At 72.8% G+C, this 25,274-nt stretch carries 27 protein-coding genes and 4 pseudogenes; 13 read left to right on the forward strand and 18 right to left on the reverse strand.

The genetic code is table 11. From position 1 onward, the window contains the following. Window positions 1–642: 642 nt before the first annotated feature. The gene (locus AB0I21_RS04805) at window positions 643–825 is read right to left on the reverse strand and encodes a hypothetical protein (RefSeq protein ID WP_360559101.1); all 183 of its coding nucleotides are present in this window, start codon (window positions 823–825) and stop codon (window positions 643–645) included. A gap of 66 nt (window positions 826–891) precedes the next feature. Between AB0I21_RS04805 and AB0I21_RS04810 the strand changes: the two genes are divergently transcribed. After that, a complete protein-coding gene (locus AB0I21_RS04810) occupies window positions 892–1,350 on the forward strand; it encodes a MarR family transcriptional regulator (protein ID WP_344504801.1) in 459 nt (152 codons plus the stop codon). 20 nt (window positions 1,351–1,370) lie between these two features. Here the strand turns inward: AB0I21_RS04810 and AB0I21_RS04815 are convergent, their stop codons facing one another. The 4 genes and pseudogenes from AB0I21_RS04815 to AB0I21_RS04830 form a co-directional block, all read right to left on the reverse strand. Further along, on the reverse strand, window positions 1,371–1,646 hold the full coding sequence (locus AB0I21_RS04815; RefSeq protein ID WP_360559139.1) for a hypothetical protein: 276 nt from the start codon (window positions 1,644–1,646) through the stop codon (window positions 1,371–1,373). Window positions 1,647–1,687: 41 nt separating this feature from the next. Next, window positions 1,688–1,915 (reverse strand): annotated as a pseudogene (locus AB0I21_RS04820) (VTC domain-containing protein); the annotation flags it as partial. Window positions 1,916–1,982: 67 nt separating this feature from the next. After that, window positions 1,983–2,282: pseudogene (locus tag AB0I21_RS04825) on the reverse strand (hypothetical protein); the annotation flags it as partial. Beyond that, window positions 2,270–2,494 (reverse strand): annotated as a pseudogene (locus tag AB0I21_RS04830) (phosphodiester glycosidase family protein); the annotation flags it as partial. The pseudogenes AB0I21_RS04830 and AB0I21_RS04825, both read right to left, overlap by 13 nt. Before the next feature lie 283 nt (window positions 2,495–2,777). On the opposite strand from AB0I21_RS04830, the gene AB0I21_RS04835 reads away from it, so the two are divergent. After that, a complete protein-coding gene (locus tag AB0I21_RS04835) occupies window positions 2,778–4,178 on the forward strand; it encodes a DUF1996 domain-containing protein (protein ID WP_360559102.1) in 1,401 nt (466 codons plus the stop codon). A gap of 104 nt (window positions 4,179–4,282) precedes the next feature. Here the strand turns inward: AB0I21_RS04835 and AB0I21_RS04840 are convergent, their stop codons facing one another. From AB0I21_RS04840 to AB0I21_RS04850, 3 genes are all read right to left on the reverse strand, one after another. Further along, the gene (locus AB0I21_RS04840; RefSeq protein ID WP_360559103.1) at window positions 4,283–5,863 is read right to left on the reverse strand and encodes a beta-1,3-glucanase family protein; all 1,581 of its coding nucleotides are present in this window, start codon (window positions 5,861–5,863) and stop codon (window positions 4,283–4,285) included. 191 nt (window positions 5,864–6,054) lie between these two features. Continuing rightward, a complete protein-coding gene (locus AB0I21_RS04845; RefSeq protein WP_360559104.1) occupies window positions 6,055–7,116 on the reverse strand; it encodes a GGDEF domain-containing protein in 1,062 nt (353 codons plus the stop codon). A 179-nt stretch (window positions 7,117–7,295) separates the two neighbouring features. After that, window positions 7,296–8,114, reverse strand: a complete 819-nt coding sequence (locus AB0I21_RS04850) for a PIG-L family deacetylase (RefSeq protein ID WP_360559105.1) — start codon at window positions 8,112–8,114, stop codon at window positions 7,296–7,298. Between the two features lie 59 nt (window positions 8,115–8,173). Here AB0I21_RS04850 and AB0I21_RS04855 point away from each other — a divergent pair, with 59 nt between their 5' ends. After that, window positions 8,174–9,295 carry a glycosyltransferase family 4 protein gene (locus AB0I21_RS04855; RefSeq protein WP_360559106.1) on the forward strand — a complete coding sequence of 374 codons (1,122 nt, stop codon included), beginning with the start codon at window positions 8,174–8,176 and terminating at the stop codon, window positions 9,293–9,295. A 167-nt stretch (window positions 9,296–9,462) separates the two neighbouring features. After that, window positions 9,463–9,996, forward strand: a pseudogene (locus AB0I21_RS04860) (phosphatase PAP2 family protein); the annotation flags it as partial. A gap of 498 nt (window positions 9,997–10,494) precedes the next feature. On the opposite strand, the gene AB0I21_RS04865 reads toward AB0I21_RS04860, so the two are convergent. Both AB0I21_RS04865 and AB0I21_RS04870 read right to left on the reverse strand, forming a co-directional pair. Further along, window positions 10,495–11,565: a lysylphosphatidylglycerol synthase transmembrane domain-containing protein gene (locus tag AB0I21_RS04865; protein ID WP_360559107.1), complete on the reverse strand. Its 1,071-nt coding sequence runs from the start codon at window positions 11,563–11,565 to the stop codon at window positions 10,495–10,497. Window positions 11,566–11,745: 180 nt separating this feature from the next. Then, window positions 11,746–12,546, reverse strand: a complete 801-nt coding sequence (locus tag AB0I21_RS04870; protein WP_360559108.1) for a TIGR02452 family protein — start codon at window positions 12,544–12,546, stop codon at window positions 11,746–11,748. Between the two features lie 92 nt (window positions 12,547–12,638). Between AB0I21_RS04870 and AB0I21_RS04875 the strand changes: the two genes are divergently transcribed. The 4 genes from AB0I21_RS04875 (at window position 12,639) to AB0I21_RS04890 (ending at window position 15,367) form a co-directional block, all read left to right on the forward strand. After that, the gene (locus tag AB0I21_RS04875; protein WP_360559109.1) at window positions 12,639–12,890 is read left to right on the forward strand and encodes a DUF6343 family protein; all 252 of its coding nucleotides are present in this window, start codon (window positions 12,639–12,641) and stop codon (window positions 12,888–12,890) included. Between the two features lie 279 nt (window positions 12,891–13,169). Beyond that, entirely contained in the window at window positions 13,170–13,763 is a 594-nt protein-coding gene (locus AB0I21_RS04880; protein ID WP_360559110.1) for a hypothetical protein, read from the forward strand. A 902-nt stretch (window positions 13,764–14,665) separates the two neighbouring features. Next, window positions 14,666–15,118, forward strand: coding sequence for a class F sortase (locus AB0I21_RS04885; RefSeq protein WP_360559111.1), 453 nt, complete (start codon window positions 14,666–14,668; stop codon window positions 15,116–15,118). Between the two features lie 24 nt (window positions 15,119–15,142). Continuing rightward, the gene (locus AB0I21_RS04890) at window positions 15,143–15,367 is read left to right on the forward strand and encodes a hypothetical protein (RefSeq protein ID WP_360559112.1); all 225 of its coding nucleotides are present in this window, start codon (window positions 15,143–15,145) and stop codon (window positions 15,365–15,367) included. Between the two features lies 1 nt (window position 15,368). Here the strand turns inward: AB0I21_RS04890 and AB0I21_RS04895 are convergent, their stop codons facing one another. Together AB0I21_RS04895 and AB0I21_RS04900 are read right to left on the reverse strand one after the other, a co-directional pair. Then, window positions 15,369–16,313, reverse strand: a complete 945-nt coding sequence (locus AB0I21_RS04895; RefSeq protein WP_360559113.1) for an EcsC family protein — start codon at window positions 16,311–16,313, stop codon at window positions 15,369–15,371. Window positions 16,314–16,393: 80 nt separating this feature from the next. After that, window positions 16,394–16,645 (reverse strand): MarR family winged helix-turn-helix transcriptional regulator, encoded by a 252-nt coding sequence (locus tag AB0I21_RS04900; RefSeq protein ID WP_360559114.1) that lies wholly within the window; start codon window positions 16,643–16,645, stop codon window positions 16,394–16,396. 5 nt (window positions 16,646–16,650) lie between these two features. Between AB0I21_RS04900 and AB0I21_RS04905 the strand changes: the two genes are divergently transcribed. Then, window positions 16,651–17,643: an FAD-dependent monooxygenase gene (locus AB0I21_RS04905; protein ID WP_360559115.1), complete on the forward strand. Its 993-nt coding sequence runs from the start codon at window positions 16,651–16,653 to the stop codon at window positions 17,641–17,643. Between the two features lie 41 nt (window positions 17,644–17,684). Then, entirely contained in the window at window positions 17,685–18,812 is a 1,128-nt protein-coding gene (locus AB0I21_RS04910; RefSeq protein WP_360559116.1) for a serine hydrolase domain-containing protein, read from the forward strand. 17 nt (window positions 18,813–18,829) lie between these two features. On the opposite strand, the gene AB0I21_RS04915 is transcribed toward AB0I21_RS04910, so the two are convergent. From AB0I21_RS04915 to AB0I21_RS04925, 3 genes are read right to left on the reverse strand one after another with little or no spacing between them, the layout of a single operon-like run. Then, window positions 18,830–19,561, reverse strand: a complete 732-nt coding sequence (locus AB0I21_RS04915) for an SDR family oxidoreductase (protein ID WP_360559117.1) — start codon at window positions 19,559–19,561, stop codon at window positions 18,830–18,832. Between the two features lie 43 nt (window positions 19,562–19,604). Further along, window positions 19,605–20,531 carry a glutathione S-transferase C-terminal domain-containing protein gene (locus AB0I21_RS04920; protein ID WP_360559118.1) on the reverse strand — a complete coding sequence of 309 codons (927 nt, stop codon included), beginning with the start codon at window positions 20,529–20,531 and terminating at the stop codon, window positions 19,605–19,607. A 5-nt stretch (window positions 20,532–20,536) separates the two neighbouring features. Next, window positions 20,537–21,235, reverse strand: a complete 699-nt coding sequence (locus AB0I21_RS04925) for an SDR family oxidoreductase (protein ID WP_360559119.1) — start codon at window positions 21,233–21,235, stop codon at window positions 20,537–20,539. Between the two features lie 85 nt (window positions 21,236–21,320). On the opposite strand from AB0I21_RS04925, the gene AB0I21_RS04930 reads away from it, so the two are divergent. From AB0I21_RS04930 to AB0I21_RS04940, 3 genes are read left to right on the forward strand one after another with little or no spacing between them, the layout of a single operon-like run. After that, window positions 21,321–21,920: a TetR/AcrR family transcriptional regulator gene (locus tag AB0I21_RS04930; protein WP_360559120.1), complete on the forward strand. Its 600-nt coding sequence runs from the start codon at window positions 21,321–21,323 to the stop codon at window positions 21,918–21,920. Further along, complete coding sequence (locus AB0I21_RS04935) at window positions 21,917–22,252, forward strand: DUF1330 domain-containing protein (protein ID WP_360559121.1); 336 nt, start codon at window positions 21,917–21,919, stop codon at window positions 22,250–22,252. Before AB0I21_RS04930 ends, AB0I21_RS04935 begins: the two co-directional genes overlap by 4 nt. A 30-nt stretch (window positions 22,253–22,282) precedes the next feature. Then, complete coding sequence (locus tag AB0I21_RS04940; RefSeq protein WP_360559138.1) at window positions 22,283–23,077, forward strand: SAM-dependent methyltransferase; 795 nt, start codon at window positions 22,283–22,285, stop codon at window positions 23,075–23,077. 150 nt (window positions 23,078–23,227) lie between these two features. On the opposite strand, the gene AB0I21_RS04945 is transcribed toward AB0I21_RS04940, so the two are convergent. From AB0I21_RS04945 to AB0I21_RS04955, 3 genes are all read right to left on the reverse strand, one after another. Further along, the gene (locus tag AB0I21_RS04945) at window positions 23,228–23,434 is read right to left on the reverse strand and encodes a hypothetical protein (protein WP_344504779.1); all 207 of its coding nucleotides are present in this window, start codon (window positions 23,432–23,434) and stop codon (window positions 23,228–23,230) included. A 75-nt stretch (window positions 23,435–23,509) separates the two neighbouring features. Next, window positions 23,510–24,742: an Ig-like domain-containing protein gene (locus AB0I21_RS04950; RefSeq protein ID WP_360559122.1), complete on the reverse strand. Its 1,233-nt coding sequence runs from the start codon at window positions 24,740–24,742 to the stop codon at window positions 23,510–23,512. A gap of 87 nt (window positions 24,743–24,829) precedes the next feature. Then, window positions 24,830–25,186: a DUF427 domain-containing protein gene (locus tag AB0I21_RS04955; protein WP_360559123.1), complete on the reverse strand. Its 357-nt coding sequence runs from the start codon at window positions 25,184–25,186 to the stop codon at window positions 24,830–24,832. Between the last annotated feature and the right edge of the window lie 88 nt (window positions 25,187–25,274).

Consider the following 25,274-nt stretch of genomic DNA (forward strand, 5'->3'; position numbering starts at 1 on the left):
TCCCGACGCCGGCGATTGCGAGGCCAGCACTTCCGAGGTCGGCCGCACTGGGCCCTGTGCCCCCGAAGCCGGTGGGTCGGAGATCGGCGAACCGGAGATCGGCGGCCCTGGGGTTAGCAGTCCCAAGGTCTGCGGCCCCGAAGTCAGCGCCCCCGAAGTCAGCGGGCCCGGGGTCAGCGCCCCCGAAGTCAGTGGGCCCGAAGTCAGCGGGCCCGAAGTCAGCGGGCCCGAAGTCAGCGGGCCCGGGGCCAGTGGGCCGGAGATCGGTGGCCATGAGGCCGGCACGGCGGCGTCGTGGGCGTCCCGGGACGGCGACCAGGCGACCGGCGGCCACGAGACGTGCGGCGGGGGCAGCGGCGGCAGGGCGTGGGCGTCCGGGATCGGACGCGGCGCAGGCCCGGCGACGGCCGGCCCGGGCTCAGGGTTGGCCGGCTCGGGCTCAGGGTTGGGCGGTGCGGGGCGCATCGAGAAGCCGCAGTTCGCGCACCGGATCGCGGCGGCGTCGTTGCCCGGAAAGGCGCAGATCGGGCACGTCATGCCACCGAGCGTATTGACGGGCACACGGCCGGCGACACCTCCGTCGGGGCCGACTCGGCTGCCGACGGTCGGTCGCGGGTGGCCGTCAGGACGCACCCGATCGTGTCACGACTGCCCCTCGGCGCGACGCGCGGCGGCCTCCTTCTGCCGGGCGCGAAGCTGCTTGTACTGCTCACGGGCCTCGGGGTGCCAGCCCTGGATGGCGCCCTCCACGGTCGCCGGGCCGAAGATCTTGAAGAAGAACTCGCCGAACCGATCTTTCGATGTGCCCTGCGACCGCTTGAACATGCCCGAGACCCAATCGCTTGGTGTGCCAATAGTTGGTGTACCAATCGTCAGTGTACACTCGATCTCGTGACCGACAACCTCGAGGATCCGCTCGCCCTGGAGCGCCAGGTGTGCTTCGCCCTGGCGGTGGCCTCGCGCAACGTCATCGCGCTCTACCGGCCGCTGCTGGAGCCGATGGGCCTGACCCACCCGCAGTATCTGGTGATGCTGGCGCTGTGGCAGCGGGCGCCGCTGTCGGTCAAGGAGCTCAGCGGCCTGCTCCAGCTCGACCCGGGCACGCTGTCGCCGCTGCTGAAGCGGCTCGAGGCGGCCGGGCTGATCAGCCGGCAGCGGGCGCGTGACGACGAGCGGCTCCTCGCGGTCACGCTGACCGCCGAGGGGCAGGAGCTGCGGCGGCAGGCGGAGCTGATCCCGCCGGCCGTGTTCGCCCGGCTCGGCATGCCCCTCGACGAGCTGCTCCAGCTGCACGCCGCGCTCACCAAGGTCATCGAGGTCACCCAGAAGGAAGGGCCGGACGCCTCCTGAAGCGGAGCCCTGCCGGCCGCCTAGCGGCCGCCCATACCCCCGCCGGCCGGCGCCTGACCGGCGGTGACCGTCACGGCGAGGGTGGCCGAGCCGAGCGTGCCGCCCTGGGCGAGGCCGCCGGTGGAGGTGCCGGTCCAGGTCCCGCCGGTGTAGATCTTGTACTGGCCGCCGCTGGTGATCCCGGGTGCGGAGTAGACGAGGTTCTGGGTCGCCTTCGAGCGGAAGGGAAGTGCCGGCGCAGCGTCTGCGTCCGGCGGTTCGCGGGCAGGTCCGGCCGCAGCGACGCGGGATCGCAAGGGATGTGGGCACCTTCCAGGGCCCCGCCGGTGTACGGCGCCCGCTCCTTCACCGTGGTGCCGCGCGGCCCGCGGGCCTTCACCTCGACGAACCGCCCGCCGGTGTCCACGTAGGTGCGGACCCGCACCTTGAATCGGCGGCGCCGGCGGTGCGTGGCGGCGAGGTAGCTGTCCAGGCCGGGCGTGTCGAAGTAGTCGGAGCGGTAGCCGAACCGGCGCCGGCCGCCGATGTCGAGGACCCTGGCGGCGCCGGCGAGGCGGCGCAGCACCCCGGGGAGCCAGGCCGAGGCCCGCGCCGACCGACGACGAGCCGAGCACCATCGAGGTGGCGAGGACGCCGAGGTTCACCCCCAGGAACGCCACGACGAGGTCCCGGCGGTGGTGGCGGGGGAAGTACACCCCGAAGGTCAGTACGGCGATGGCGACCAGGTCCACACCGATGATCATCAAGTCGTTCACGGGAGATCCTTCATCCTTCAGTTGGTTACGCGTTCTGCGCACCTGCGTGAACGTCTCCTCGTACGCCGGTCCGCTGCCGTCGTCGACGACCACGACCCGCTGCCCCGCCTCGCGCAGGTCGTCCACGAGACCGACGAGGCGCTGGTCCGGCTCGTACGCCGGAATCACCACGGCCATGAGCGGTAGAGGATGTCGGACGTGCCGCGCTCCTGGCCCTTGCCGAGCGGGTTGTTGACCAGCTCGCCGTCGAAGACCATCGTCGACGAGCCCCCGCCGTCCAGGTTGTACGCCGTGGTGGCGCCGAGGTCCCGCATCAGCTCCGCCGGCCCGGTCATGGTGACCCCCGGCGCTGTATCCGCTGCTGCGCCCGTGACGTGCCTGCTGATCGCCGCGCCATCACGACGCGCATGCTGGAGAGCGCTCCCTCGAACCCGTGAGGAGGCACGGTTGCAGCGCGTGGGCGGTCACACACCCGTACGGGCTGCGGGAAAGCGGATTCTTGGAGAGCGCTCTCCCATTTGTCGGAATCCATTGACACCGATCCCGTACGAGGTTCACTGTGAAACCACAGAGAGCGCTCTCTTGCAAGATCATTCGCTGGGCCCGCTGCCACGGGCCCGATGCCGGCCGGGCCCCGCCCCCGGCCGTTCCCGCAGAACCGGAGGACCCGTCATGTCCCGTAGTGCCCTCGCGGGCAGAACGCGGCTGCGCACCTTGGTGCTCGGTGCCGCGCTCACCGCGCTGGTCGGCACGTTCCTCACCGCCCAGGCCCTGCAGTCCGCCGACGCCGCCGAGACCCCGCTGTCACAGGGCCGGCCGGCGACGGCGTCCTCGACCGAGAACGGGGGCACCCCCGCCTCCAACGCGGTCGACGGCAACACCGGCACCCGGTGGTCGAGCGCGTTCAGCGACCCGCAGTGGCTGCAGGTCGACCTGGGCGCGACCGCCACGGTCACCAAGGTCGTGCTCAACTGGGAGGCCGCCTACGCGCGCGGCTTCACCATCCAGACGTCCACGAACGGCACCTCGTGGACGACGATCAACACCACCACCAACGGCACGGGCGGCGTGCAGACGCTCACCGTGAACGGATCCGGCCGGTACGTGCGGCTGAACACCACGGTCCGCGCCACGCAGTACGGGGTATCGCTGTTCGAGTTCCAGGTGTTCGGCACCGGCGGCGTCCAGCCCACGCCGACCGGCAGCGCGTCGTCCGGCGCCGGCTGGATCAAGATGGACCAGGCGAAGTGGGCCGCGCAGCTCGCGCAGTTCAACGCGATGACCATGCACCCGGCGCCCGCCAACGCCGTGCGGGTCTCGGAGTTCAACGCCGCGTGCACCTACAGCCACTCGTTCAAGGACGACCCGATCGTCTTCCCCGGCCTGCCGGGCGCGTCGCACATGCACAGCTTCCTGGGCAACCGCGGTACCAACGCCAACACCACCACCGAGTCACTGCTGGCGAACACGTCGTCGAGCTGCGGCCCGGCGCTGGACCACTCCGCGTACTGGATCCCGACGCTGTACGAGCGGGGCGTGGCCATCGAGCCGCGCGGCGTGACCGTGTACTACGGCTCGCGCCTGCAGGACCCGACGAAGACGGTGCCGTTCCCGCAGGGCTTCCGGATGATCGCCGGTGACGCCAAGCGGCAGGTGGCGACTCCGTCCGGCGCGCCGGGCCAGTTCTGGTGCGCGGGTCCGGGCGGCGAGATCGGGCGCAGCGCCGACGGCAACTGGCCGATCTGCGCGCAGACCGCCAACCTCACCTTCCAGCTCGTCTTCCAGGACTGCTGGGACGGGATCAACCTGGACAGCCCCGACCACAAGTCGCACGTGTCGAGCAACCTGGTCAACGGGCAGTGCGGCGGGGCGTTCCCGGTCGCGATCCCGAACGTCTCCTTCGTCATCGACTACAACACGCACGGCAGCGCGGACGGCTACACCCTCGCGTCGGGCATGGCGTCGTCGATGCACGGCGACAACTTCTTCGCCTGGGACAACGTGGCCCTCAGCCAGCGGGTGAAGGACTGCATCGTCCAGAAGGCCAAGTGCAACACCGCCGGCACGTTCTGACGACCGTCCGGCGACACTGACGTTCCACGGGTGAGAGACGTGGTCTCGGCTGGCGGGCCGGGACCACGTTCCCCCTGTCAGGTGCAGGCGACTCCGCGGAGGACCTAGCCCCGGCGCCATTTCTGGTTGGAGCTGCCGGTGCACGTCCACTGGATGAGCTTCGCGCCGTCGGCGCTGTTGAAGGACTGGATGTCCAGGCACTTGCCGGACTGCAGGTTCACGATGTCGCCCGCGGCGTTGAGCGTGAAGCGCTGCGCGCCGGTGCCGTTGCAGGTCCAGATCTGGATCTTCGCGTCGTTGGCGAGGGAGCCGGCCGCGACGTCCATGCACTTGCCGCCGGCCTGGATGGTGTCGCCGACGAACGTCCAGTTCTGCGCGCCGGTGCCGTTGCAGCCCCACATCTGCAGCTGGTTGCCGTCGGTGAAGTTCGACGACGGCACGTCGACGCACTTGTTGTTCATGTTGCTGATGATGCTGTTGCCGGTCGGCTGCGGGTTGCCGCCGCCGGTGAACGAGGTGAGCACGATGCCGGCCGCGCGGGGGTCGCCGTCGTGCACGAGGGACTCGAAGGCGCCCACGTCGTCGAAGGGGAAGGCGTACGCCTTGCCGTCGACCATGTTCGCGTGAATGATCTTGGCGTACTGGTTGGTCGGGTTGTTCTTGTAGAAGTCCGCCGCGTTGGTGCTGGGCTGGGTGTCGATGGTGCCGAGCGTGCCGCGGTTGAGCGCGGCGCACAGCGTGCGGGAGATCGGCCCGACGACGAGGTCGTTGGGCGCGGCGAGGCGGCCGGCGCAGACCCACACGTCGGCGCTGGTCGGCCGCTGGAACGACGCGACCTGCTGGCCGGCGGAGTTGGTGAAGTTCATCGTCGTGCCGGAGACCCGCCCGAAGTACTTCGTGTTCGGCTGGTCGCCGAAGGGCACCACGGTGAGGGTCTTCGACGCGTAGGCGCCCCACGCCGAGTTGATGTAGGAGTCGAGGTACGTGGAGCTGAGCCCGCCCGCCTCGGCCGCCTTGCCCGGGGCGAGGACGCGCAGCACGGTGCCGTCGCCGCGGGTGTAGATCGAGCCGCCCCAGCCGGCCTGGTTCCGGATGCCGTTGATGACGGCGTCGCGGCCGCCGGCGACGAGGTCACCGGTCCGCTTCGTCGCGCCCGTGGCGCCGGTGACGGTCACGGCGTGCGGCACCGCGAACATGTCGACCTGCGAGCTGTTGAGCCACAGGCCGGAGTCGTTGTAGGTGAACTCGCTCCAGTCGAAGAGGATGTCGCGGTTGGAGTCCCCGCCCGCCCACGGCGCGGGCTGCACGAGCCCGTCCGGGGTGAGGTAGAAGTTGATCCGCTGGCCGAGGGAGAAGTAGACCCGGCCGGACAGCCCGCGCGGGATCTGGATGACCTTCGAGCCGCCGTTGCCGGGGCCCGCGATCGACACGTCGGGCGCCGGGGTCGGCGGGAGGCCGCCCGCCGGCCAGTTGTTGAACGTGCCGGCCGAGTTGACGTAGCCGAGCCGCCCGGTGCTCAGGTTGACGCCGAGCACGTAGAGGTAGACGGCGTCGCCGCGGCCGGTCGAGTTGGTGACGGTCATGGGCAGCAGGTTGGGCCCGATCGCCTGCGCGGCGGTGCCGGCCGTCAATATGGCCGGTGCCGCCAGCAGGAGGGTTGCGGCTGCGCGCAGCAGCCTTCTCATGGTGCGCAAGGTGGCTCCTCGGTTCCGCTGGACAGCCCCGGTCGCGCCCGGTGGCGGCCGGGCAGGGCCGTCGCGACGTTGGGTTCGCCATGCGCCCGGTACCGAATCTGTGAAGATTCTTAACTGAGAGCGCTCTCACAGCATCGGGTCGAGATCGGAACATGTCAATAGTCGCGGGACTGGCCGGGTGGCTACCTGTTCGGGGCGTGCGACCGCCGGCGCGGGGTGGCCTCGACGGTCGAGACCCGGTCCCGGCCGCGGACCTTCGCGTCGTACAGGGTGCGGTCGGCGGCGGCGAGCAGCGCCTCCGCCTCCGTGGCGCCGGACCGGGTGGACGCGAGGCCGATGCTCAGCGTCGGCAGCCCGTCGGGCAGGTCGGAGATCCCGGCGACCGCGGCCCGCACCGCCGCCGCGACGCGCCGCGCCACCGGCACGCCGCCCTCGACGATCACGGCGAACTCGTCGCCGCCGAGCCGGGCCGCGACGGCACCGCCCGCGGCCGCGTCGCGCAGCGCCGCGGCGACCTGGACCAGGACGGCGTCGCCGGTCGCGTGCCCCCACGTGTCGTTGATGGTCTTGAAGTGGTCGACGTCGACGATGAGCAGGCAGTGCTCGGCGGCGGTCGTCCGGGCCGCGGCCAGCGCGGTGGCGAGGTCACGGTCGAACGCCCGCCGGTTGGGCAGGCCGGTCAGCGGGTCGGTGGTCGCCTGCCGCTCCAGCATCGTGACGAGCGCGTCCTCGCGGCTGCGCAGCTTCGTCACCACAACCGTCAGCACGCAGTACGCGGTGACGAGGGCCGCGACGTCGGTGAGCCCGACCCCCACCGGCTGCAGCGTGAACGTCACCGCGGCGTCGGTCACGCTCGCCGCGGCGAGCAGCGCGTACGCCACATCCTTGCGCAGGAACGTCGCGGCGTAGATGAGCGGCCACAGATAGTACAGGTGTGCGCTGACACTCACGTCCTCGGTGGCGAGATTCAGACCACCGATGATCGCTACGCCGAGTATCGGCACAGCGACCCAGAACGGCTCCGGAACCCGCTGGGGAACCAGCCGGCAGCACGCCCCGGCGAAGATCATCGCGCCCGCTGTGACCACCGTCGCGACGACGCCCGCGGCGCTGCCGGCGAAGCCGGGGACCAGCAATGCGCAGGTCCCGACCACCGCGCCGCCGAGCATGAGGAAGTACGCGACGGCGCGCGTCGCGGCCGTCCTGTCCCGGGCGAGGATCATCGACCGGCGCGGTTCTCCCACCCCGGCAGATTCGGCATCCGGGCCCCGCATCTGAGCACAACGTGACGATCAGGGGGTGTGCCTACCCCCTGCGTCGGCTGCGGACCACCTACAATTCCCCAGCGGTTCGCTGATCGTTGGGTTGCGGACGCAAGGGGCGATCGACGATCGGGGGCGCATTGCCTGCTCGGGGAAACGGGTCACCTGCCGTCCCGCAGACCGGCGAACACGTCGTCGATCAGGGGACGGCCGGGTGCCCGGCCGTGCTGGACGAACCACTCGCGCCCCATCAGCAACCGGAACAGCGGCCGCGGCAGCTTCTGCAGGATCTCCAGCGTGCGCCGTCCGGTGTCGGCGCCGGCCTGACTGGCGTGCGCGGCCATCGCCGCGCGCTTGGCCGGGGCGTAGCGGCGCACGTCGACACGGTGCGTGATGCGCTCCGGGTCGGCGAAGGTGCCGGCGAAGCGCGCCGGGTGGAAGTCCGCCGGCACGCCCGGCAGCCAGTGCACGGCGCGCAGCACCCGCTGGAGCAGCCGCCGGTCGACCGTCGCCTCCAGCACCACCGGCGTCCCGGCGAGCTGCGCCGCGAGGGTCCCGACCCGGTGCACCTGCACGTGGTCGGGGTGGCCGTAGCCGCCGGCCGGGTCGTAGACGGTCAGCACGTCCGCGCGCTCCTCCGCCAGCAGCGCGGCCAGCCGCCCGGCCGCCTCCCGCGGGTCGGCGTCGGCGAACGCGCCGGCCGCCCCGGACGGCGCGTCGGCCATCCCGGAGTCCTCGTAGTCGAGGCACTCGACCCGGGCGCAGCCGAGCGCCTCCGCCGACGCGTGCAGCTCGGCCAGGCGGCGCCGCGCGAGGGGCCCCTCCGCGAGCACCGCCGAGGACGCCAGCCCGGCCCCTCCGGCGGTGGCGACGACGAGGACCACGCGGTGCCCCTCCGCGGCGGCCCGGGCGAGGGTCCCGGCGGTCAGCAGCGCCTCGTCGTCGGGATGCGCATGAAACGACACCATCGTGTACGGCACCGGCCAATGCTCCCATCTCTTCCGGGACGTCGGCCGTCACCACCTCGGAGCCGCAGTTCATGAGAATCGCGCACGTCACCGACTTCTACCTTCCCCGTCTCGGCGGCATCGAGATGCACGTGCACGACCTGGCCCTCCGTCAGCAGGCGGCCGGCCACGACGTCGAGATCGTCACCACCACGCCCGGCACCTCCGCCGACGACGGGGAGCTGCGGGTGCACCGGCTGTCGGAGCGGCTCTTCGTGCTGCCCGCCGAGGTGCGCCCCGGCGTGCTGCGGGCGGGCCGTTCGCTGCTGCTGTCCGGCCGGTACGACGTGCTGCACGTGCACGCCGGGCCGGCCTCGCCGCTCGCCTTCGCCGCCGCCGCGCTCGCCGAGCACGTCCCGACGGTCGTGACGATCCACTCACTGCTGTCACACCTGGAGTACGCGTTCCGGGCCCTCGACGGCGCCGCCGGCTGGTCGCGCTGGCCGGCCGTGTGGACGGCGGTCAGCGACGTCGCCGCGGAGCCCCTGCGGCGCCTGGTGTGGCCCGCGCAGGTGCACGTGCTGCCCAACGGCATCGACGCCGACCGGTGGCGGATCCAGCCGCACCCCACCGACCCGCGGGGCGTGCTGGTCGTCGCCGTGATGCGGCTGGCCGCCCGCAAGCGCCCGCTGCAGCTGCTGCGGATGCTGCGCCGGGCCCGGCTGGCGCTGCCCGAGACGACCGGCATGCGGGCGGTGATCGCCGGCGACGGCCCGCGCCGCCCGGCGATGGAGCGCTACCTGCGCCGCCACGGAATGGCCGGATGGGTGAGCCTGCCCGGTAGGCTGTCCCGGTCGCAGATCAGGTCGCTGTTCGCGCAGGCCGACCTGTTCGTCGCGCCGGCGATCCTGGAGTCCTTCGGGATCGCGGCGCTGGAGGCCCGGTGCGCCGGGCTTCCCGTGGTCGCGCGGGCCGAGGGCGGAATCGGCCATTTCATCACCGATGGCAGGGAGGGTGTCTTGGTCGACAGCGACGCCGCGATGGCCGACGCGATCGCCGCGCTCGCCACCGATCCGGAGCGGCGCGGCCGTATCGCCGCGCACAACCTGGCGACGTCGCCACCGGTCGCGTGGCCGGACGTCCTCGCCCGGACCACCAGCATGTACGACCTGGCCGCCGCGGCGCACCACGCTCCGATCGGCGCCCGCGCGTGACCCTGAACCCGGTTACCGAACGCCCCGCCACCGCTCCGGTCACCCGGCGCCGCCGCCCCAACATCCTGGGTGAGCTGCTGATCGTGGTGCTGCTGGTCAAGGTGTACGACCTGATCCGCTCCCTGGCCGCGGTCCGGGAGGCACCGGCGCACCGGCACGGCGCCGAAGTGCTCTCGATCGAGCGGCTCCTGCACCTGGACTGGGAGCTGGCCGCCAACCGGTGGCTGACCGACCACCCGCCGCTCGCCCTGGCCGCGGTGTACTGGTACCAGTTCGCCCACATCGGCGTGGCGCTCGCGGCGCTCATCTGGTGCTACATCGCCGGGCCGGAGCTGTACCGGCCGATGCGCAACGCCCTGGTCATCACCAACGTGACCGGGATGACCGTCTTCTACCTGCTGCCGGTCATGCCGCCGCGGCTGATGCCCGGCGGCGGCTACGTCGACACGATCCGCGAGGCCGGCTTCAGCCTCGACCACGGCGGCCAGGTGCCCGCCGACCAGTACGCGGCGATGCCGTCGCTGCACCTGGCGTGGGCGGTCTGGACCGCGAGCGTCGCGGCGGCGCTCCTGGCGGCCCGCGGGCTGCACAGGTGGCGGGCGTTGTGCTACCTGTACCCGACGACCACCGGCGTCGTCGTGGTCGTCACCGCCAACCACTGGGTCCTCGACGTCGTCGCCGGGGTCGCCGTCGGGCTGGCCGCGGTCGCGCTCGCCCCGGCGCTGCCGCCGCTGCCGGACCGGCTCACCACCTGGCCGTCGCGCGTCTGGCGGTCGTGGCGCGGCGGTTCGCCGTCCGGCACGCCGTCCTTGCGTAGCGGTTCGCCGTCCGGCACGCCGTCCTCGCGCGGCGGGTCGCCGTCCGGCACGCCGTCCTCGCGCGGCGGGTCGCCGTCCGGCACGCCGGAATCCGTGTCGTTGCGCGGCGGGTCGACGTCCGGTGCGCCGGACCGGGCGCCGTCGTGGCGTGGCGCGTCGCCGGACTCCGCGGCGCCGGAGCGGGCGCCGTGGCGGCACGAGCCGTCGGACGCGGCGCATGACCGGACGTCGCGGCGGGACGCGTCGTCAGACGCCGCGGCACCGGCGCGGACACCTTGGCGGCACGAACCGTCGGACTCCGCGGGGCATGACCGGACAACGCGGCGGCACGCGCCCTCAGACGCGGCGCATGACCGGGCAGCGGCGCGGTCGGGCCCGGTGTCAGATGATGCGGCGGCGCAGCAGGACCGCCAGGACGAAGGCGCTGGGCAGCAGCGGCACCCACACCGTGATCAGGCGATACCCCACCACCGCACCGAGCGCGACCGCGGAGGAGACGCCGATCGCGGTCAGGCCGGCCAGCATGGCGACGTCGAGCGCGCCGATGCCGCCGGGTGACGGCACGAACGCCGACAGCGTCGACACCACCAGGTAGAGCACGACGGCCGTGCCGACCGTCACCGCCACACCCAGGCTGCGCAGCACCGCGTACAGGATGATCGCGTGCAGCAGGGGCGTGGAGAACGACCCGAGCCAGAGGGCAGCGGCCCGGTAGGGGTCGCGCAGCACGTCCCAGAGGCGGCGCAGCTCCTCGCCGACCCTGCGCCCCGCCCCGACCGCCCGCTCCGCCATCCGGCGGCGCCACGCCGGGCGCACGGCGGCCGCGAGGCCCGCCGCGAGCGCCAGACCGCAGACGGCGAGCAGGATCCAGCCGGCCGGCCCGGCGGCCCGCGCCACGGAGTCGCGCCACGACCCGGGCACGTGGATGCCGCGGGCGAGCGACGGGCTGATCGCGACGGCCACCACGAGCAGCAGCGTGTGCGTGACCGCGCCGACGAGCGTGTTGAGCCCGACGGATCCGACCGCGGCGCCCGGGCCGAGACCGTGCTTGCGCAGGAACCGGATGTTGATGCCCATCCCGCCCGAACCGGCCGGCAGCACGTGATTGGCGAACGATGCCGCCACCTGTACCGCCAGCAGCCGGCCGACCGGCGGCCGCAGCGACATGGAGCCGATCTGCGTCACCGTGCCGGCCACCCAGATCGACGCGGTGCCGAGGGCGGCGACGACCAGCCAGGCGCTGTTGGCCCGGGCGAGCCCGGCGGCGCCCGCGCTGAGGGTCGACCAGTGCGTGACGCCGAGCACCACCACGGTGACCGCGACGGCGATCGCGAGCAGCATCCGGGGCAGCGAGGAGCCCAGCACGGTGCTCTTGCCGGTCTCCTCGGTGGCCTCGGCCGCCTCGGTCGCCACGGTGTCCGGTGCGGCGTCCTCGCAGGCTGCCTGGTTCACGCTCATTCCGCTCCTACCGCTCGTGCGACCGACGGAACATACCTGACGGGCCCCTGGGCGTGAATCGGCCCAATTCCTGCATTGCGCCTAATCCGGGCGCCAATTCTACAGATGGCCCGTTGCTGCCCACGGTCGCGAACTGACCCACACCGGCCTGGTGAACGCATGGCAACTCCCCCGCTACCCGCCGAAGACGGCCGCGAAGGCCGCGCGGACCGGGGAGCCGCTGACCCGGTCGTACACGGCGAAGACCACCTCGTCGAAGCGGTCGACCTCACCGAGCGCGGCGGCGAACGCCCCGGCCACGTCGGCCGGCTCGTTGCGGAACACCCCGCAGCCCCAGCCGCCGAGGATCAGCCTGCGGTGTCCGTGCGCGGCGGCGACCGCGAGGACGCGGCGGGCCCGGCGGTGCAGGATCGCCGGGACATCGCCGGCGTCGCCCGGCTGGTTGCGCAGGATCGCGCCCAGGTTCGGCGCGGCGGAGGTCAGGAACGCGGCGCGGTGCGGCACGTCGAGCAGCCGGCCCTTGTCGTCGCGGAACACCGGCACGCCCGGCGAGTGGATGACCCGGTCGCTGTAGCGCAGGTCCCGTTGCTCGCGGTGGAACGCGTAGAACTCGGGCGCCGCCCGCAGGCACGGGTACAGCGCCGAGGCCCGGGCCAGGCTCTCCTCCTGCGCGACCGCACCGCCGAGGAAGCCGCCGCCCGGGTTCTTCGCCGAGGCGAACACCAGGCACGCCACGTCGTCGCCCAGCCTTCTGGCGGCGGCCAGCGTCGACTCGCCCGTGACCGCGATGCTCGCCTTCGTGGGCCCGCCCTGCGGCGGCGGCAGGGTCTCGTCCGGCAGGTGCAGCGTCGTCCCGGCGACGGCCGCCCGCACCGCCGGGCCGATGTCCACGACGCCGCCGGCCTCGGTGCGGTACTCCCCCGCCTCGGCGATCGCGATGGTCTGCCGGGCGATCTCCCGCAGCCTCCCGCTCATGCCGCGGGCCTTCGACCATGTGTTGGCACCTGGTCACGGTACCGGCCCGCTTCAACCGGTTGGGCCGCTCCGGGGACGGGTACGTGACCGGTATGCCTCTCGACGCGCAACCGCCACGGCGGAGGGGGACCGTCGGGCACCCCTACAGCCCGCTGAACCTGCGCCTGGTGCTGGCCACGTTCGGCCTCGTCACCTCGATCGCCTTCGCGGTGCTGCTCTTCCGCGCCCACCTGCCACTGCCCGCGTGGGCGTTCGTGGTCCTCGCCGCCGTCGCCGCCGTCGACCTTGTCGTCGTGCAGCGTCGCCGGCGGGCCCGCGGCGGCCACCACTCGCTCTTCGAATAGCCCCGGTTAGATCCATCGACGCCGCGGGCATAGGTGAGCCATGCCATGGATCGTGTGGGTACTGGTGGGTGCCGTGTCGCTGCGCGCCGGGATCGGGCTCCTGGTGCTGTGGGACCGCCGAGCCGCGGCCGCGCGCCGCTCCCCCACCGCCGCCGGCTGACCTCGGGCGCGGCTCGCCCACCTTCGGGCGACAGGTGCTATCGACCGGCGGTTATGCCACGCTGACGGTTGGGTACCACCCACCACACGCCCGGCGACGCCGCACGGAGGGATGGCTCGATGTCCACACCCGTGAGGCGATCACACGCCCGGCGCCCCCTCGCCGAGCGCCGCATGGTGGCCGCGGTCCTCGCGGTCGCGCTGCTGGTCCTGTTGGTGCTGCTGCTGTCGTACTGCGTGGCGAACCGCACCAACCGCAACGGCGCCGCCCCGGGCACCACCCCGACCGCGTCCCACACCGCCTCCCCGCCCGCCCGAACCGGATCCCCGACCGGCACAAGCGGCGCAGGCAGCACCTCGACGGCTCCGGGCGGCAGCGCCAAGTCCCCCGGCGGCGCGACAGGCGGCGCGACCGGCAACGCAACAGGCGGCGCGACAGGCGGCGCGACCGGCAACGCAACAGGCGGCGCGACGGGTGGCTCGGCGGGTGCGGCGAGCGGCAGTTCGGCGGGCGTGACAGGCAACTCGACGGCCACCCCCACCGGTGCCAACTCGGCAGGCGCCCCCGCAACCCCCAGCGGCGCCCCCGGAACGGGCGGCGGCGGAGGCCTCGGCATGCGCAACCCCCTCCTCGCCGGCACAGGCATAGCCCTGCTCCTCATCGCCGCGGCCCTGACCGTCTTCCGCCTCCGCCCGGCTCCCGGCTGGCGCTGATGCACCCCGAACCACCCACCACCCCGACGGATGCCACCGCCCCACCCCGGATAAGTCCGGACGCAAGCGCCGGACTTATCCGACATTTCGGATTTGTCCGGAGGGGGAAGGCGGAGAAGACTCCCCCAGCGCGGAACGGAAGGGCGGAGAAGACTCCCGCCACGCAGAACGGGAAGGCGGAGAAGACTCCCGCCGCGCGGAACGGGAAGGCGGAGAAGACTCCCGCCGCGCGGAACGGGAAAGCGGAGAAGGCATCCGCCACGCAGAACGGAAGGGCGGAGAAGACTCCCGCCGCGCGGAACGGGAAAGCGGAGAAGGCATCCGCCGCGCAGAACGGGAAGGCGGACAAGGCATCCGCCACGCAGAACGGAAGGGCGGAGAAGACTCCCGCCGCGCAGAACGGGAAGGCGGAGAAGGTTCCCGCAGCGCGGAACGGAGAGGCGGACAAGGCATCCGCCGCGCGGAACGGGAAGGAGGAGAGCCCCGCCACCCAGGACAGCGCGAAGGACGGCACCGCAGCGGAGAGCATGGCGGGGCGGGTTGTCGGGCGGGGGCGGGAGCTGTGGGCGGCGATGGAGGACCGGCGGCGGAGGCGGGTCCTCGACGTCGTGACCGCTGTCTGTGCCGTGGCCGGGCTCGCGCTCGTGATCGTCGGGGCGGCGCCGGCCGAGGAGCCGCAGCGTCGCACCGAGCAGGCCGCCACGGCAGCCGATCAGGAAGTGCTCGGGCCGCCCGGGCCCCGTGGGTCCGTCCGAGCGACGGCCCCCGCGTCCGGCGCCACGACCGGTCCCGCATCCGGCTCCACCTCCGGCACCGCGTCTGGCTCCCCATCCAGCACCGACCCGGGGACAGGGGCGGAGGCAGGCGGGAGTGGTGCAAGTGGGGTGGGGATGGGGTTCTCGGTGCCCGTACACCTCGAGATCCCGGCGATCGGGGTCAGCACGGCGCTCATGGGGCTCGGGCTCAACCCTGACGGGACGATCGAGGTGCCGCCGCTGCGGGCCAAGGCGCCGGCGGGGTGGTATCGGCAGCTCGCCGCGCCCGGGGAGGTCGGGCCGGCGGTGGTCCTCGGGCACGTCGACACGAGGAGTGACGGGCCTGCGGTGTTCTACCGGCTGCGGGACCTGCGGCCGGGCGACGAGGTCAGCGTGCGCAGGGCCGACGGGCGCACGGCGGTGTTCGGGGTGGACCGGGTCGAGGAGTACGCGAAGGCGCAGTTCCCGTCGGACGAGGTCTACGGCGCGGTCGACCGGCCGGTGCTGCGGCTGATCACGTGCGGCGGGACGTTCGATCGGCTGCGGCGCTCGTACCGTGGCAACGTCGTCGTCTTTGCGACGCTGCGCCGGGCGGGGTGAGGGCGTGACCGTAGGGTCTGCAGGATGTTCGCGACGATGTTCGTGGCCGCGCTCGTCGCGGTGGTCTACTGCGTCCTGATCGCCCGGCACCTGATGGTGGCCAGGGCGGAGCGCGGTGAGCAACAGCACGACGTGGAGGCCGCGGCGGCGCGGGGACTGCTGGACGGCACGGTGACCAGGGCCGAGTACCGCGCGACGATGGAGTCCGTCGCGCGGCAGGCGGGGCACCTGATCCGGGTGCCGGAGTGAGTCAGATCCGCTTTGGGGCGGGCGGCAGCTGCATCGGCGGGCGTTGCATCGGCAGCGCCGGGCGGCCGTAGAGCTCGATCGCCTTCTTCGCGAGGGCCTTCGTCGCGCCCGCGTTGGCGAAGCTGCCGAGGATGATGGCGGCGCCGGGGACGATCTTCGCGAAGATGCGCTTCGCGGCCTTGACGCCGGCCATCTGGGCGAGCTTGAGTCCGAGGGTCAGCAGCATCTGGTTGATCGGCCGGCGCTTGTCCGGCAGCAGCGCCCCGATGCCCTCCCGGCCGCGCGCGACCTGCAGCGCGGTGCGGGCCGTCTGCGTGTACTTGTGCACCCCCTGCAGGACGAGCAGCTCGGTGGCCCGCTCGGGGTCGGCCGGGTCGTGCCCGTACGCGACGGCGATGAGCAGCACCATCTTCGCCTGCGTCCAGGCGAGCACGCCGACGTCGAGCACCGCCCCGGCCAGCCCCACGGCGCCGGAGACCGCCCCGGAGAGCCGGGCGTGGTTGGTGTACCGGTAGGCCACCATGCTCGCGATGGCCTCCGGCGGGGCGCCCGGGTTCTGGGCGCGCAGCTTCTGCAGTTCGAGGACCATCTTCGGCCCGATCCTGGTGACGGCCTCGAGCGCGAGGTGCTCCGGCGCGTACTCGGGGTCGGCCCGCATCTTCTGCCACAGCCCCGGCGGCGGCCCGTCGTCGACACCGTCGGGCGACGGCTGCGAAGGCTGCGGCGCGGGACCCTCGTCTCCGGGCACCCACGGCGGACCCGGGTCGACCATCGGCGCCCGCGGCGGCCCTCCGTCGTCATCGACCCCGGCCGCGCCACCAGCAGAAGCCGCGAACGGCGCGGAAGCCGCGGAAGGCGCGGCGTTGGACGCCCAGATCGGGGCAGGGGGAACGGCTTGCGAGGCGCCGTCGGCGTGGTCGGGGGTCTGCGGCGGCACGTCGGTCACACGAAGACTGTAGGAGATCCACGCAAACGGCGCGCGGACCGATATCCGACCGCACCCGCGCCGCTACCAGCGCCCGCGGGTCACTCCGCGAGCCGGGCCGCGTGCCGGTGCTGTTGTTCGGTGGCGAACGACATGAACTCGACCATGTGGCGCAGCGTCGCGTCGTCGTACCGGGTGAGGTGCTCCTGCCCCTCGGCGACGATCGGGCCGTAGATCTCCGCGACGACCCGGTGCGCGTGCGGCGTCGGGCGGACGGTGACCCGGCGGCGGTCGGCGGAGTCGCGTTCGCGGGTCACGTAGCCGGCGCGCCCGAGCCGGTCGATCGTTCCCACTCACCGTGCCGCTGCGGACACCCACCGACGACGTCAACGACGAGAAGTCCGTCAGCCGGATGACGCTGCGGCAGGTCCTCTACACGGGCATGACCGACGTCGTCCGCTTCGGCAGCGACTTCACCCACTATGAACAGACTGAAACCGAAATAACGGCATATTTCGCTGACGGCAGTTCGGTCACCGGCGACCTGCTCGTCGGCGCCGACGGGACCAACTCGCGGGTGCGCGCCCAGAAGCTGCCGCACGCCCGCGTCGATGACTCCGGCGTCGTGGCGATCGGCGGGAAGGTGCCGCTCACCGGCGAGACGCGGGCGCTGCTGCCCGAGGGCGTGTTCCCCGGCATCGGCCTGGTCCTCGCCCCGCGGGGCATGGCCTGCATCCTGCACGTCATGGAGTTCCCGTGGGGCCCCGGCGGCGGCTCGCCCGTGCCCGGCGACCCGACGGTCGACCACGTCAACTGGGGCGTCTCCGCGCACCGCGACCGCTTCCCCGCGGACGTCACCGGCTTCGACGGCCCGCGGCTGGTCGCCCAGACCCTCGCGATGACCCCGCGGTGGAGCCCGGCGCTGCGGCGGCTCTTCACGCTCACCGACCCCGCCACCTGCTTCCCGATCAACATCCGCACGTCGGTGCCGGTGCCGGCGTGGCCGACCGACCGCGTCATGCTGCTCGGCGACGCCATCCACACCATGACCCCCGGCCAGGGCGTCGGCGCCAACACCGCGCTGCGCGACGCCCACAACCTCGTGCGGGCACTGACCTCCGGAAGTCGTTCGCCGCAGGTGTACGAGCGGCAGATGCTCGACTACGGCTTCGCCGCCGTGGCCGCCTCGAAGGCCCGCACCGGCGGCGACCAGCTGGTCCACCGGCCGGTGATCGGGCGGCTGGCACTGGCCGGCCAGCGGGCGTTCCTGCGGACCACCGACCGGGTCCCGGCGCTGAAACGGAAGTTCGAGGCTTCGCTGTACACCACCCGCGGCGGCGACAGGGAGTAATTCCCGGCGCGTGCCGTCGGGGCGCCGGTAGGGTGCGGCGCGTGACAGACATTGTGCGGGGCAGCGTCGCACCCGGGTTCGAGGCGGTCCGGTCGGCGTTCGAGGACCTGTTCGGCTCGGGCGCGGAGACCGGCGCGTCGGTCGCGGCCCACGTGGGCGGCGCACTCGTCGTCGACCTGTGGGGCGGCTGGGCCGACGCGGCGAGGACCCACCCGTGGGAGCCCGGCACGCTGTCGACCGTGTTCTCCGCCGGCAAGCCGGTCGCGGCGATGGCCGTGCTGCGCAGAATCGCCGACGGCAGGATCGACCTGGACGCGCCGATCGCGACGTACTGGAAGGCGTTCCCCCACCCGTCCGCCACCGTCCGCCACGCCCTGTCCCACCAGGCGGGCCTGCCCGCGGCCCGCTCGGCCGCCACCGCCGCCGCTCCCCTACCGCCGGCCGGCGGCGACCCGCACCCCGGTTCCGTCGCCTTCCCACTTCCGGACATTTCCGAAATTCTCGATAGCTCCCGGTTCGCGGCGGCGATCGCGGCCACGCCGCTGGAGTGGGAGCCGGGGACGGCGTTCGGGGAGCACGCCCTCACGTACGGCACCATCCTCGGCGAGATCCTCCTCGGCGCCACCGGCGAGACGGTCGGCGAGGTCGTGCGCACGTTCGGCCTCGACGTCCACTTCGGGCTGTCCACCGCGGACGCCGCCCGCTGCGCCGAGGTCGAGCACGCCACCCCCGACTGGCCCGAGCGCCAGCTGTCCGGCCACGGCGAGCTGTGGTCCCGCGCCCTCGGCCCGGTCGAGCTGCTCGCCACCGACGTCGTCAACGGCCCGCTCTGGCGCACCGGCGAGCTGCCCGCCGTCAACTGCCACGCGACCGCCCGCGGCCTCGCCGCCTTCTACGAGGCCCTGCCCCGCCTGCTGCCCGCCCCGCTGCTCGCCGAGGCGCTCGGCCCCCAGGCGGTCGGCGTCGACCGGCTCCTGGAGGAGGACGCGACCTGGACCCTCGGCTGGCGCCGCGACGGCTCCTGGTTCGGCATGGGCGGCATCGGCGGCTCCTCCGCCGGGCACGACGAGTCGCTGGGCTACAGCCTCGCGTACGTCACCCGCCGCCTCGGCGACCACGGCCGCGGCGACACCATGTACGACACCCTCGAGGCCGTCCTCCGCGGGTAGCCCCGCGCGAAGGGGCGTCAGCGGCCGCCGGCGACGCGGATCGTGGTGCCGGTGGCGTACGACGCGGCGTCGCTGAGCAGCCAGGCGATCGCCTCGGCGATCTCGGCGGGCTCGCCGGGGCGGCCGAGCGGGAGGTTCGGGCCGGCCTTCTCGGCGCGGTCCGGGTCGCCCGCGACGGCGTGCATCTCGGTGCGGATGATGCCGGGGGCGACGCCGTTGACGCGGATGCCGGCGGGGCCGAGCTCCTTCGACAGGCCGACGGTCAGCGTGTCGAGGGCGGCCTTGGTGGCGGCGTAGTGGATGTACTCGCCGGGGCTGCCCAGCGTGGCGGCGCCCGAGGAGACGTTGACGATCGCGCCGCCGCGGGGCAGGACGCGGGCGGCCTCGCGGGCGCACAGGAAGGCGCCGACGAAGTTGACGTCGACGACGCGGCGCAGGTCGGCGGTGCGCAGGTCGGCGAACGGGCCCATCGGGGACGTGACGGCGGCGTTGTTCACCAGGCCGGTGACCGGGCCGAGCTCGGCGGCGGCGGTCGCGAAGAGCCGGGCCACGTCCTCCTCCACCGACGTGTCGACCTGCACGGCGACCGCGTGGCCGCCGGCGGCCGCCACGGCGGCGACGACCTCGGCGGCCGAGCCGGCGGACCGCTGGTAGCCGACGGCGATCCGGTGCCCGTCCGCGGCGAGCCGGACGGCGGTGGCGGCGCCGATGCCCCGGCTGCCGCCGGTGACGATGGTGATCTTCTCCATGCGCGGAGCCTCGCAGCCCGTGCCCGGCGTCGGCAAGGGCCGCCTAGGGCAGCGTGGCCCTGGTGTGGGGCAGCCGCCAGCCGGACAGGTCGGGGCCGAGGGGCACGACGCCCGACGGGTTGATGTCGCGGTGGACCTCGTAGTAGTGGCGCTTGATGTGCTCGAAGTCCACCGTGTCGCCGAAGCCCGGGGTCTGGAACAGGTCGCGCGCGTAATCCCACAGGACCGGCAGCTCGGTGAGCTTCTGCCGGTTGCACTTGAAGTGGCCGTGGTAGACCGCGTCGAACCTGACCAGCGTGGTGAACAGGCGGATGTCGGCCTCGGTGATCTGGCCGCCGACGAGGTACCGCCGGGTCGACAGCCGCTCCGACAGCCAGTCCAGCCGGGCGAACAGCCGCTCGTAGGCGGCCTCGTAGGCCTCCTGCGTGCCGGCGAACCCGGCCCGGTACACACCGTTGTTGACGTCCTTGAAGACCAGCGCGTTGACCTCGTCGATCTCCTCGCGCAGCGCCGGCGGGTACAGCTGCGGCGAACCGGGCCGGTGAAACTCCACCCACTCCGTGGAGAGGTCCAGGGTGATCTGCGCGTAGTCGTTGGTGACGACCTGGCCGGTGGTGACGTCGACGACGCACGGCACGGTGATGCCGCGCTCGTAGCCGGGGAAGCGGGCGAAGTACGCGTCCTGGATGCGCTCGATGCCGAGCACCGGGTCGCGCCCGCCCGGGTCGAGGTCGAAGGTCCAGCTGCGCGGATCGTGCGTCGGGCCGCAGACGCCCATCGAGAGGACGTCCTGCAGCCCGAGCAGCTCCCGCACGATGATCGCCCGGCTCGCCCACGGACAGGCCCGGCTTACCACCAGCCGGTAGCGGCCGGGCTCGACCGGGTAGCCGTCCCGTCCGTCGGCGGTGATGCGGGTGGTGATGTAGTTCTGGTCCCGCTGGAACTCGCCCGTCGACCGGTATGCACCCATGCGTCCTATGCTGCCACCCGCGCGTACCGCTCGCCCGGCTCCGCGGTCAGCGACCGCTTCGCACCGCGGGACGTGTCGTCGGCGAGGACCTCGTCGCGGTCCTGCTCGATCGCGTCGAAGACCTGGACGGCCACCGCGTCCGGGCTGATCTTCGGGGCGTCGACCGAGGCGGCCATGTCGGTGTCGACGTAGCCGACGTGCAGCCCCGTGACGCCGATGCCGCGCGGCGCGAGCTCCAGGCGCAGCGCGTCGCTGGCGGACCACAGGGCGGCCTTGGTCGCGCTGTACGACCCGCCGAGCGCCACCCACGACAGCGCCGAGTGCACGTTGACGATCCGGCCGCCGCCGTTGGCGAGCAGCTGCGGCACGAACGCACGGGTGACGTTGAGCGGCCCGTAGAAGTTCGTCTCGAACTCGCGCCGGATGTCCGCCAGGTCGCCGGTGACGTAGCTGGCCCCGACGTAGATGCCGGCGTTGTTGACCAGGACGGTGACGTCGCCGGCGCGCTCGGCCGCCCGCCGCACCGACTCCGGGTCGGTCACGTCGAGCGCGACGGCCTCGACCCCCGGCGCGGTCACCGTGCGCGGGTCGCGGGCCGCTGCGTACACCTTCCGGACGCCCCGCGCCTGCGCCTGCGCCACGAGGGCCTTGCCGATGCCCCGGTTGCCGCCCGTCACCAGCACCACTGCCTGCTTGAGATCCATGTCCGCGCTCCCCTCCGACCGGGCGGAAACCGATCGGTTTCCGCTCTCGCCGGCAACCATAAACCGATCGGTTTACGATTGGGGTGTGACCTCTCCGACACGGGACCGCCTCTTGCGCGCCGCCGCCGACCTGTTCTACGCGGAAGGTGTCGGCGCGGTCGGCGTCGAGCGCCTGTGCCAGACCGCGGGCGTGTCGAAGCGGTCGATGTACCAGCTGTTCGCCACCAAGGACGACCTGGTCGCCGAGGCCCTGCGGGTGCACGGACCCGCCACCGTCGCGCGCTACTTCGCCCCTGAGGACACGGCCCCGTCGCCGCGCGAACGGATCCTGCACGTGTTCACGACGCTGGAGGAGCAGGCGGGCTCACCAGGCTTCCACGGGTGCCCGTTCGCCAACACGACGATCGAGCTGCACGACGCGTCGCACCAGGCCAGCCGCGTCGCGCTGGCGTTCAAGGAGCAGCTGGAGGGGTACTTCCAGCGCCAGGCCGCCCTGCTCGGCGCCCCGGACCCGGGGCAGCTCGGCACGCAGCTGCTGATGCTCTTCGACGGCGCCTCCGTCCGCGCCGTCATGCGCGGCGCGGCGATCGGTGACGTCGCCAGCCGCACCGCGGCGATGCTGCTGGACATGACCTCCGGGGTAATCGACCCGGCTACCTCCGGCGGGCGAGGATCGGGGGCATGACGGCATACGCGCTCGCGCACCTGCACACCCCGACGATCAACGAGGACGTCCTGGTCTACCTGGAGCGCATCCAGGCGACCCTGGACCCGTTCGGCGGCACGTTCATCGCCCACGGCCCCGACGTGGAGGTCCGCGAGGGCGACTGGCCCGGCACGGTCGTGGTCATCGCCTTCCCGACGCTTTCCGCCGCCCGCTCCTGGTACGACTCCCCCGCCTACCAGGAGATCCTGCCGCTGCGCACGGACCACATCGCCGGCTCCGCGATCCTCTTCGACGGGGTCCGCCCGGGTCACGACCCCGCGAAGATGGCCGCCGCGATCCGGGCCACCTGACAAAAGGCGTATACAGTTTGGCGCGTGTCCATGGACCGGATCGACACCAGCGTCGCCCACCCCGCGCGGCGGTACAACTACTGGCTCGGCGGCAAGGACAACTTCGCCGCCGACCGCGCCTCCGCCGACGCGATCGCCGCGGCCTGGCCGAGCGCGCCGATCGCGGCCCGGGAGAACCGGCGCTTCCTCGGCCGCGCGGTGCGGTTCCTGGCCGGCGAGGCGGGCATCCGCCAGTTCCTGGACATCGGCACCGGCCTGCCGACCGCCGGCAACACGCACGAGGTCGCCCAGGCGATCGACCCGTCGGCCCGGGTGGTCTACGTCGACAACGACCCCATGGTCATGGTCCACGCCAGGGCGCTGCTGACCAGCGCCCCCGAGGGCAGGACCGCCTACCTGGAGGCGGACCTGCGCGACCCGGGCCGCATCCTCGCCCACCCCGACCTGCGGGCGACACTGGACTTCACCCGGCCGATCGGCCTGATGCTCGTCGCGGTCCTGCACTTCATCCACGGCGAGGGCGCCGGCGCGCCGATCGTGCGGGAGCTGCTCGCCGCCCTGCCCGAGGGCAGCTACCTCGTCGCCAGCAACGCGACGAAGGACTTCCTCCCGCCGCAGATCTCGCAGGTGTACGACCGGATGCTCGCCGCCGGGCAGACCGACATCTGGCCCCGGACCGAGGCCGAGTTCGGCGCCCTGTTCGACGGGCTGACGCTGGTCGACCCGGGCGTCGTCGCGGTGCACGAGTGGCGCCCCGACACCCCGCCGGACCCGGCGCTGACGCCCGCGGACGTGTCCGTCTACGGGGCCGTCGGCAGGCTGTAGCCCTCCTTCTCGATCCCGTCGAGCAAGCGGTCCGGCACCGGGCGAACCGGCCGGTGGTGACGCGCCGGCACCGCGGTCAGCGTTCGCGCAGGGTGTCCAGGTCGGCATCGTGGTCAGCGTTCGTGCAGGGTGTCCACGTCGGCGCCGTGGTCAGCGCTCGTGCAGGGTGTCCACGTCGGCGCCGTGGTCGAGCAGGAACCGCACGGCCCGGTCGAGGTCGGCCTGCCGGAGCACCAGCGCCCCGACCCGCGTCTTACGGGCCGACTGCGCCCCGCGGTCGTACACGTCGACGCCGCGCGCCCGCACCTCCAGCCGCCACCGCCCGTCGTCGGTGACCAGCACCCGCATCCCCCGCACCGCATGATTCTGGTGCGGGGGTACCCCACTTACCGCCCAAATCGCAAAAATCGGACCTGCCCGGCATGGGGCGCGTCACCACTGGGCGTAGGGGACGTTCCAGTCGCCGAGGCCGTCGGTGAGCTGCAGGTTCTTGGGGGTGTTGCGGACCTCGACGACGTCGCCGACGTCGAAGGTGTCGTAGAACCACTTGGCGTGGTCGGGGGCCACGTTGATGCAGCCGTGGGAGGTGTTCTCCTTGCCGTGCTTGGGGATGTTCCAATCGGCGAGGTGGACGTACTCCCCCGAGAGCGAGATGCGGCACGCCAGCCGGATCTTCTCCTCGTAGTAGTTCGGGTCGTTCTTGTTGGTGACGCCGTAGCTGGCGGAGCTCATGGTGACCAGGGGTTCCTTGGTCATGAGGACGTGGACGCCGCTGGCGGTCAGGTAGTCGATCTTCTCGCCCTTGGAGCCGATGGTGCCCTTGCCGCCCTTGCCCATGCTGCAGGGGATCCGGCGGACCATCTGGCCGTCGATGTAGCACTCCATCTGCTTGGTGTTGGAGTCGGCGATGGCGATGCGCGACTTGCCGATGGAGAAGTTGGCGGAGGCGTTGGTGCCGCCGTAGACGCCGTTGCCGATGTCGACGCCGAGGAGGTTGGCGCTGACCTTCACGGTGGTGCCGGGGGCCCAGTACTTCTCGGGGCGCCAGTGGGCGCTCTGCGCGCTCACCCAGTGCCACTTGCCCTCGACCTCGGGCGAGGTCGTCACCTTCATGGCCTGCTCGACGGCGTCCTTGTTGGTGACGGCCTTGTTGAAGAAGACGATGACGGGCTGGCCGACGCCATACGTGTTGCCGTTCTTCAGCGCGAGCATCGGGTTGGCCTGGAACGTGATGGACACCGTGCTCGCGGGCTTCAGCGTGGTGAAGGTCGCGGTCTGGTTGACGGCGGCGCCGGCCGCGTCGACACCGGTGACCGTGACCGTGTAGGTCTGCCCGTAGGCGAGGGCGCCCGTCGACTGCCAGCCGTGCTTGTCCTCGGCGAGCGTGCCGGCCAGGTTCTTGCCGCCCGCGGCGACCGTGACGGTGTCGAGCGTGCCGTTCTCGATCGCGACGGTGACCGGGCTCGACGGCGCGACGTCCTTGCTGTCGGCGGCGGGCGTGATGGTGACCTTGGCCGGCTGGGCGCCGCCACCGCCCCCGCCACCCGCGCCGCCGGTCGAGCCGGCGCCGGCGCCGGTCTTCTTCGGCGTGTCGGAGCACCCCGCCAGCACCGCGGCGGTCGCGACTCCCGCACCCGTGACCAGCACCCTACGACGACTCAGCATGTCTCGTCCCTCCCCGCCCGCGAACGCTACCCACACGAAGACGTCTCGCAAAACCCTTCGCGTTGCACCCGGCAGTGAGGAAGTCGGCTATTCCACGGTCAGCTCGACCTGGTCCGGGTAGAAGGCGACCCGCTTCGCGATCGGCTCGACGGCCGGATAGGGCGTCTCGTAGGTCCAGATGACGTTGGTCAGCTCACGGTCGGGGGTGACGACGCTGTAGTACGACGCGTCACCCTTGTACGGGCAGTGGGTCTGGTGCTCGGTGCGCCGCAGCAGCGACTGGTCCACGTCGCCCAGCGGCAGGTAGTACACCGGCGGGTAGGTCGACTCCTGCAGGGTGAGCGCGTCGGTGGTGTCGGCGACGGTGACGCCGTCGACGCGGACCGTCACGCGCCGGCCGGTCGGCGTGACGGTGATCGGGTGACTCGCATCGGGGATCTTCATGGTCCCGACCCTAGCTCGCGGTCAGGCGGCCCGGCCCATCGCGCCGCCGTCAGCCCGGCCTGGCCCGTCGCGCCGCCGTCGGCCCGGC

The sequence above is a fragment of the Dactylosporangium sp. NPDC050588 genome, from assembly GCF_040654975.1.
In the GTDB taxonomy this organism is placed as follows: domain Bacteria; phylum Actinomycetota; class Actinomycetes; order Mycobacteriales; family Micromonosporaceae; genus Dactylosporangium; species Dactylosporangium maewongense.

Excerpts from the sequence above, each read along its gene's own strand:
- AB0I21_RS04805 (WP_360559101.1), bottom strand. The coding sequence starts at position 825 with ATGTTCAAGCGGTCGCAGGGCACATCGAAAGATCGGTTCGGCGAGTTC.
- AB0I21_RS04835 (WP_360559102.1), top strand. The coding sequence starts at position 2,778 with ATGTCCCGTAGTGCCCTCGCGGGCAGAACGCGGCTGCGCACCTTGGTG.
- AB0I21_RS04840 (WP_360559103.1), bottom strand. The coding sequence starts at position 5,863 with ATGAGAAGGCTGCTGCGCGCAGCCGCAACCCTCCTGCTGGCGGCACCG.
- AB0I21_RS04855 (WP_360559106.1), top strand. The coding sequence starts at position 8,174 with ATGAGAATCGCGCACGTCACCGACTTCTACCTTCCCCGTCTCGGCGGC.
- AB0I21_RS04870 (WP_360559108.1), bottom strand. The coding sequence starts at position 12,546 with ATGAGCGGGAGGCTGCGGGAGATCGCCCGGCAGACCATCGCGATCGCC.
- AB0I21_RS04875 (WP_360559109.1), top strand. The coding sequence starts at position 12,639 with ATGCCTCTCGACGCGCAACCGCCACGGCGGAGGGGGACCGTCGGGCAC.
- AB0I21_RS04880 (WP_360559110.1), top strand. The coding sequence starts at position 13,170 with ATGTCCACACCCGTGAGGCGATCACACGCCCGGCGCCCCCTCGCCGAG.
- AB0I21_RS04890 (WP_360559112.1), top strand. The coding sequence starts at position 15,143 with ATGTTCGCGACGATGTTCGTGGCCGCGCTCGTCGCGGTGGTCTACTGC.
- AB0I21_RS04915 (WP_360559117.1), bottom strand. The coding sequence starts at position 19,561 with ATGGAGAAGATCACCATCGTCACCGGCGGCAGCCGGGGCATCGGCGCC.
- AB0I21_RS04920 (WP_360559118.1), bottom strand. The coding sequence starts at position 20,531 with ATGGGTGCATACCGGTCGACGGGCGAGTTCCAGCGGGACCAGAACTAC.
- AB0I21_RS04925 (WP_360559119.1), bottom strand. The coding sequence starts at position 21,235 with ATGGATCTCAAGCAGGCAGTGGTGCTGGTGACGGGCGGCAACCGGGGC.
- AB0I21_RS04935 (WP_360559121.1), top strand. The coding sequence starts at position 21,917 with ATGACGGCATACGCGCTCGCGCACCTGCACACCCCGACGATCAACGAG.
- AB0I21_RS04940 (WP_360559138.1), top strand. The coding sequence starts at position 22,283 with ATGGACCGGATCGACACCAGCGTCGCCCACCCCGCGCGGCGGTACAAC.
- AB0I21_RS04950 (WP_360559122.1), bottom strand. The coding sequence starts at position 24,742 with ATGCTGAGTCGTCGTAGGGTGCTGGTCACGGGTGCGGGAGTCGCGACC.
- AB0I21_RS04955 (WP_360559123.1), bottom strand. The coding sequence starts at position 25,186 with ATGAAGATCCCCGATGCGAGTCACCCGATCACCGTCACGCCGACCGGC.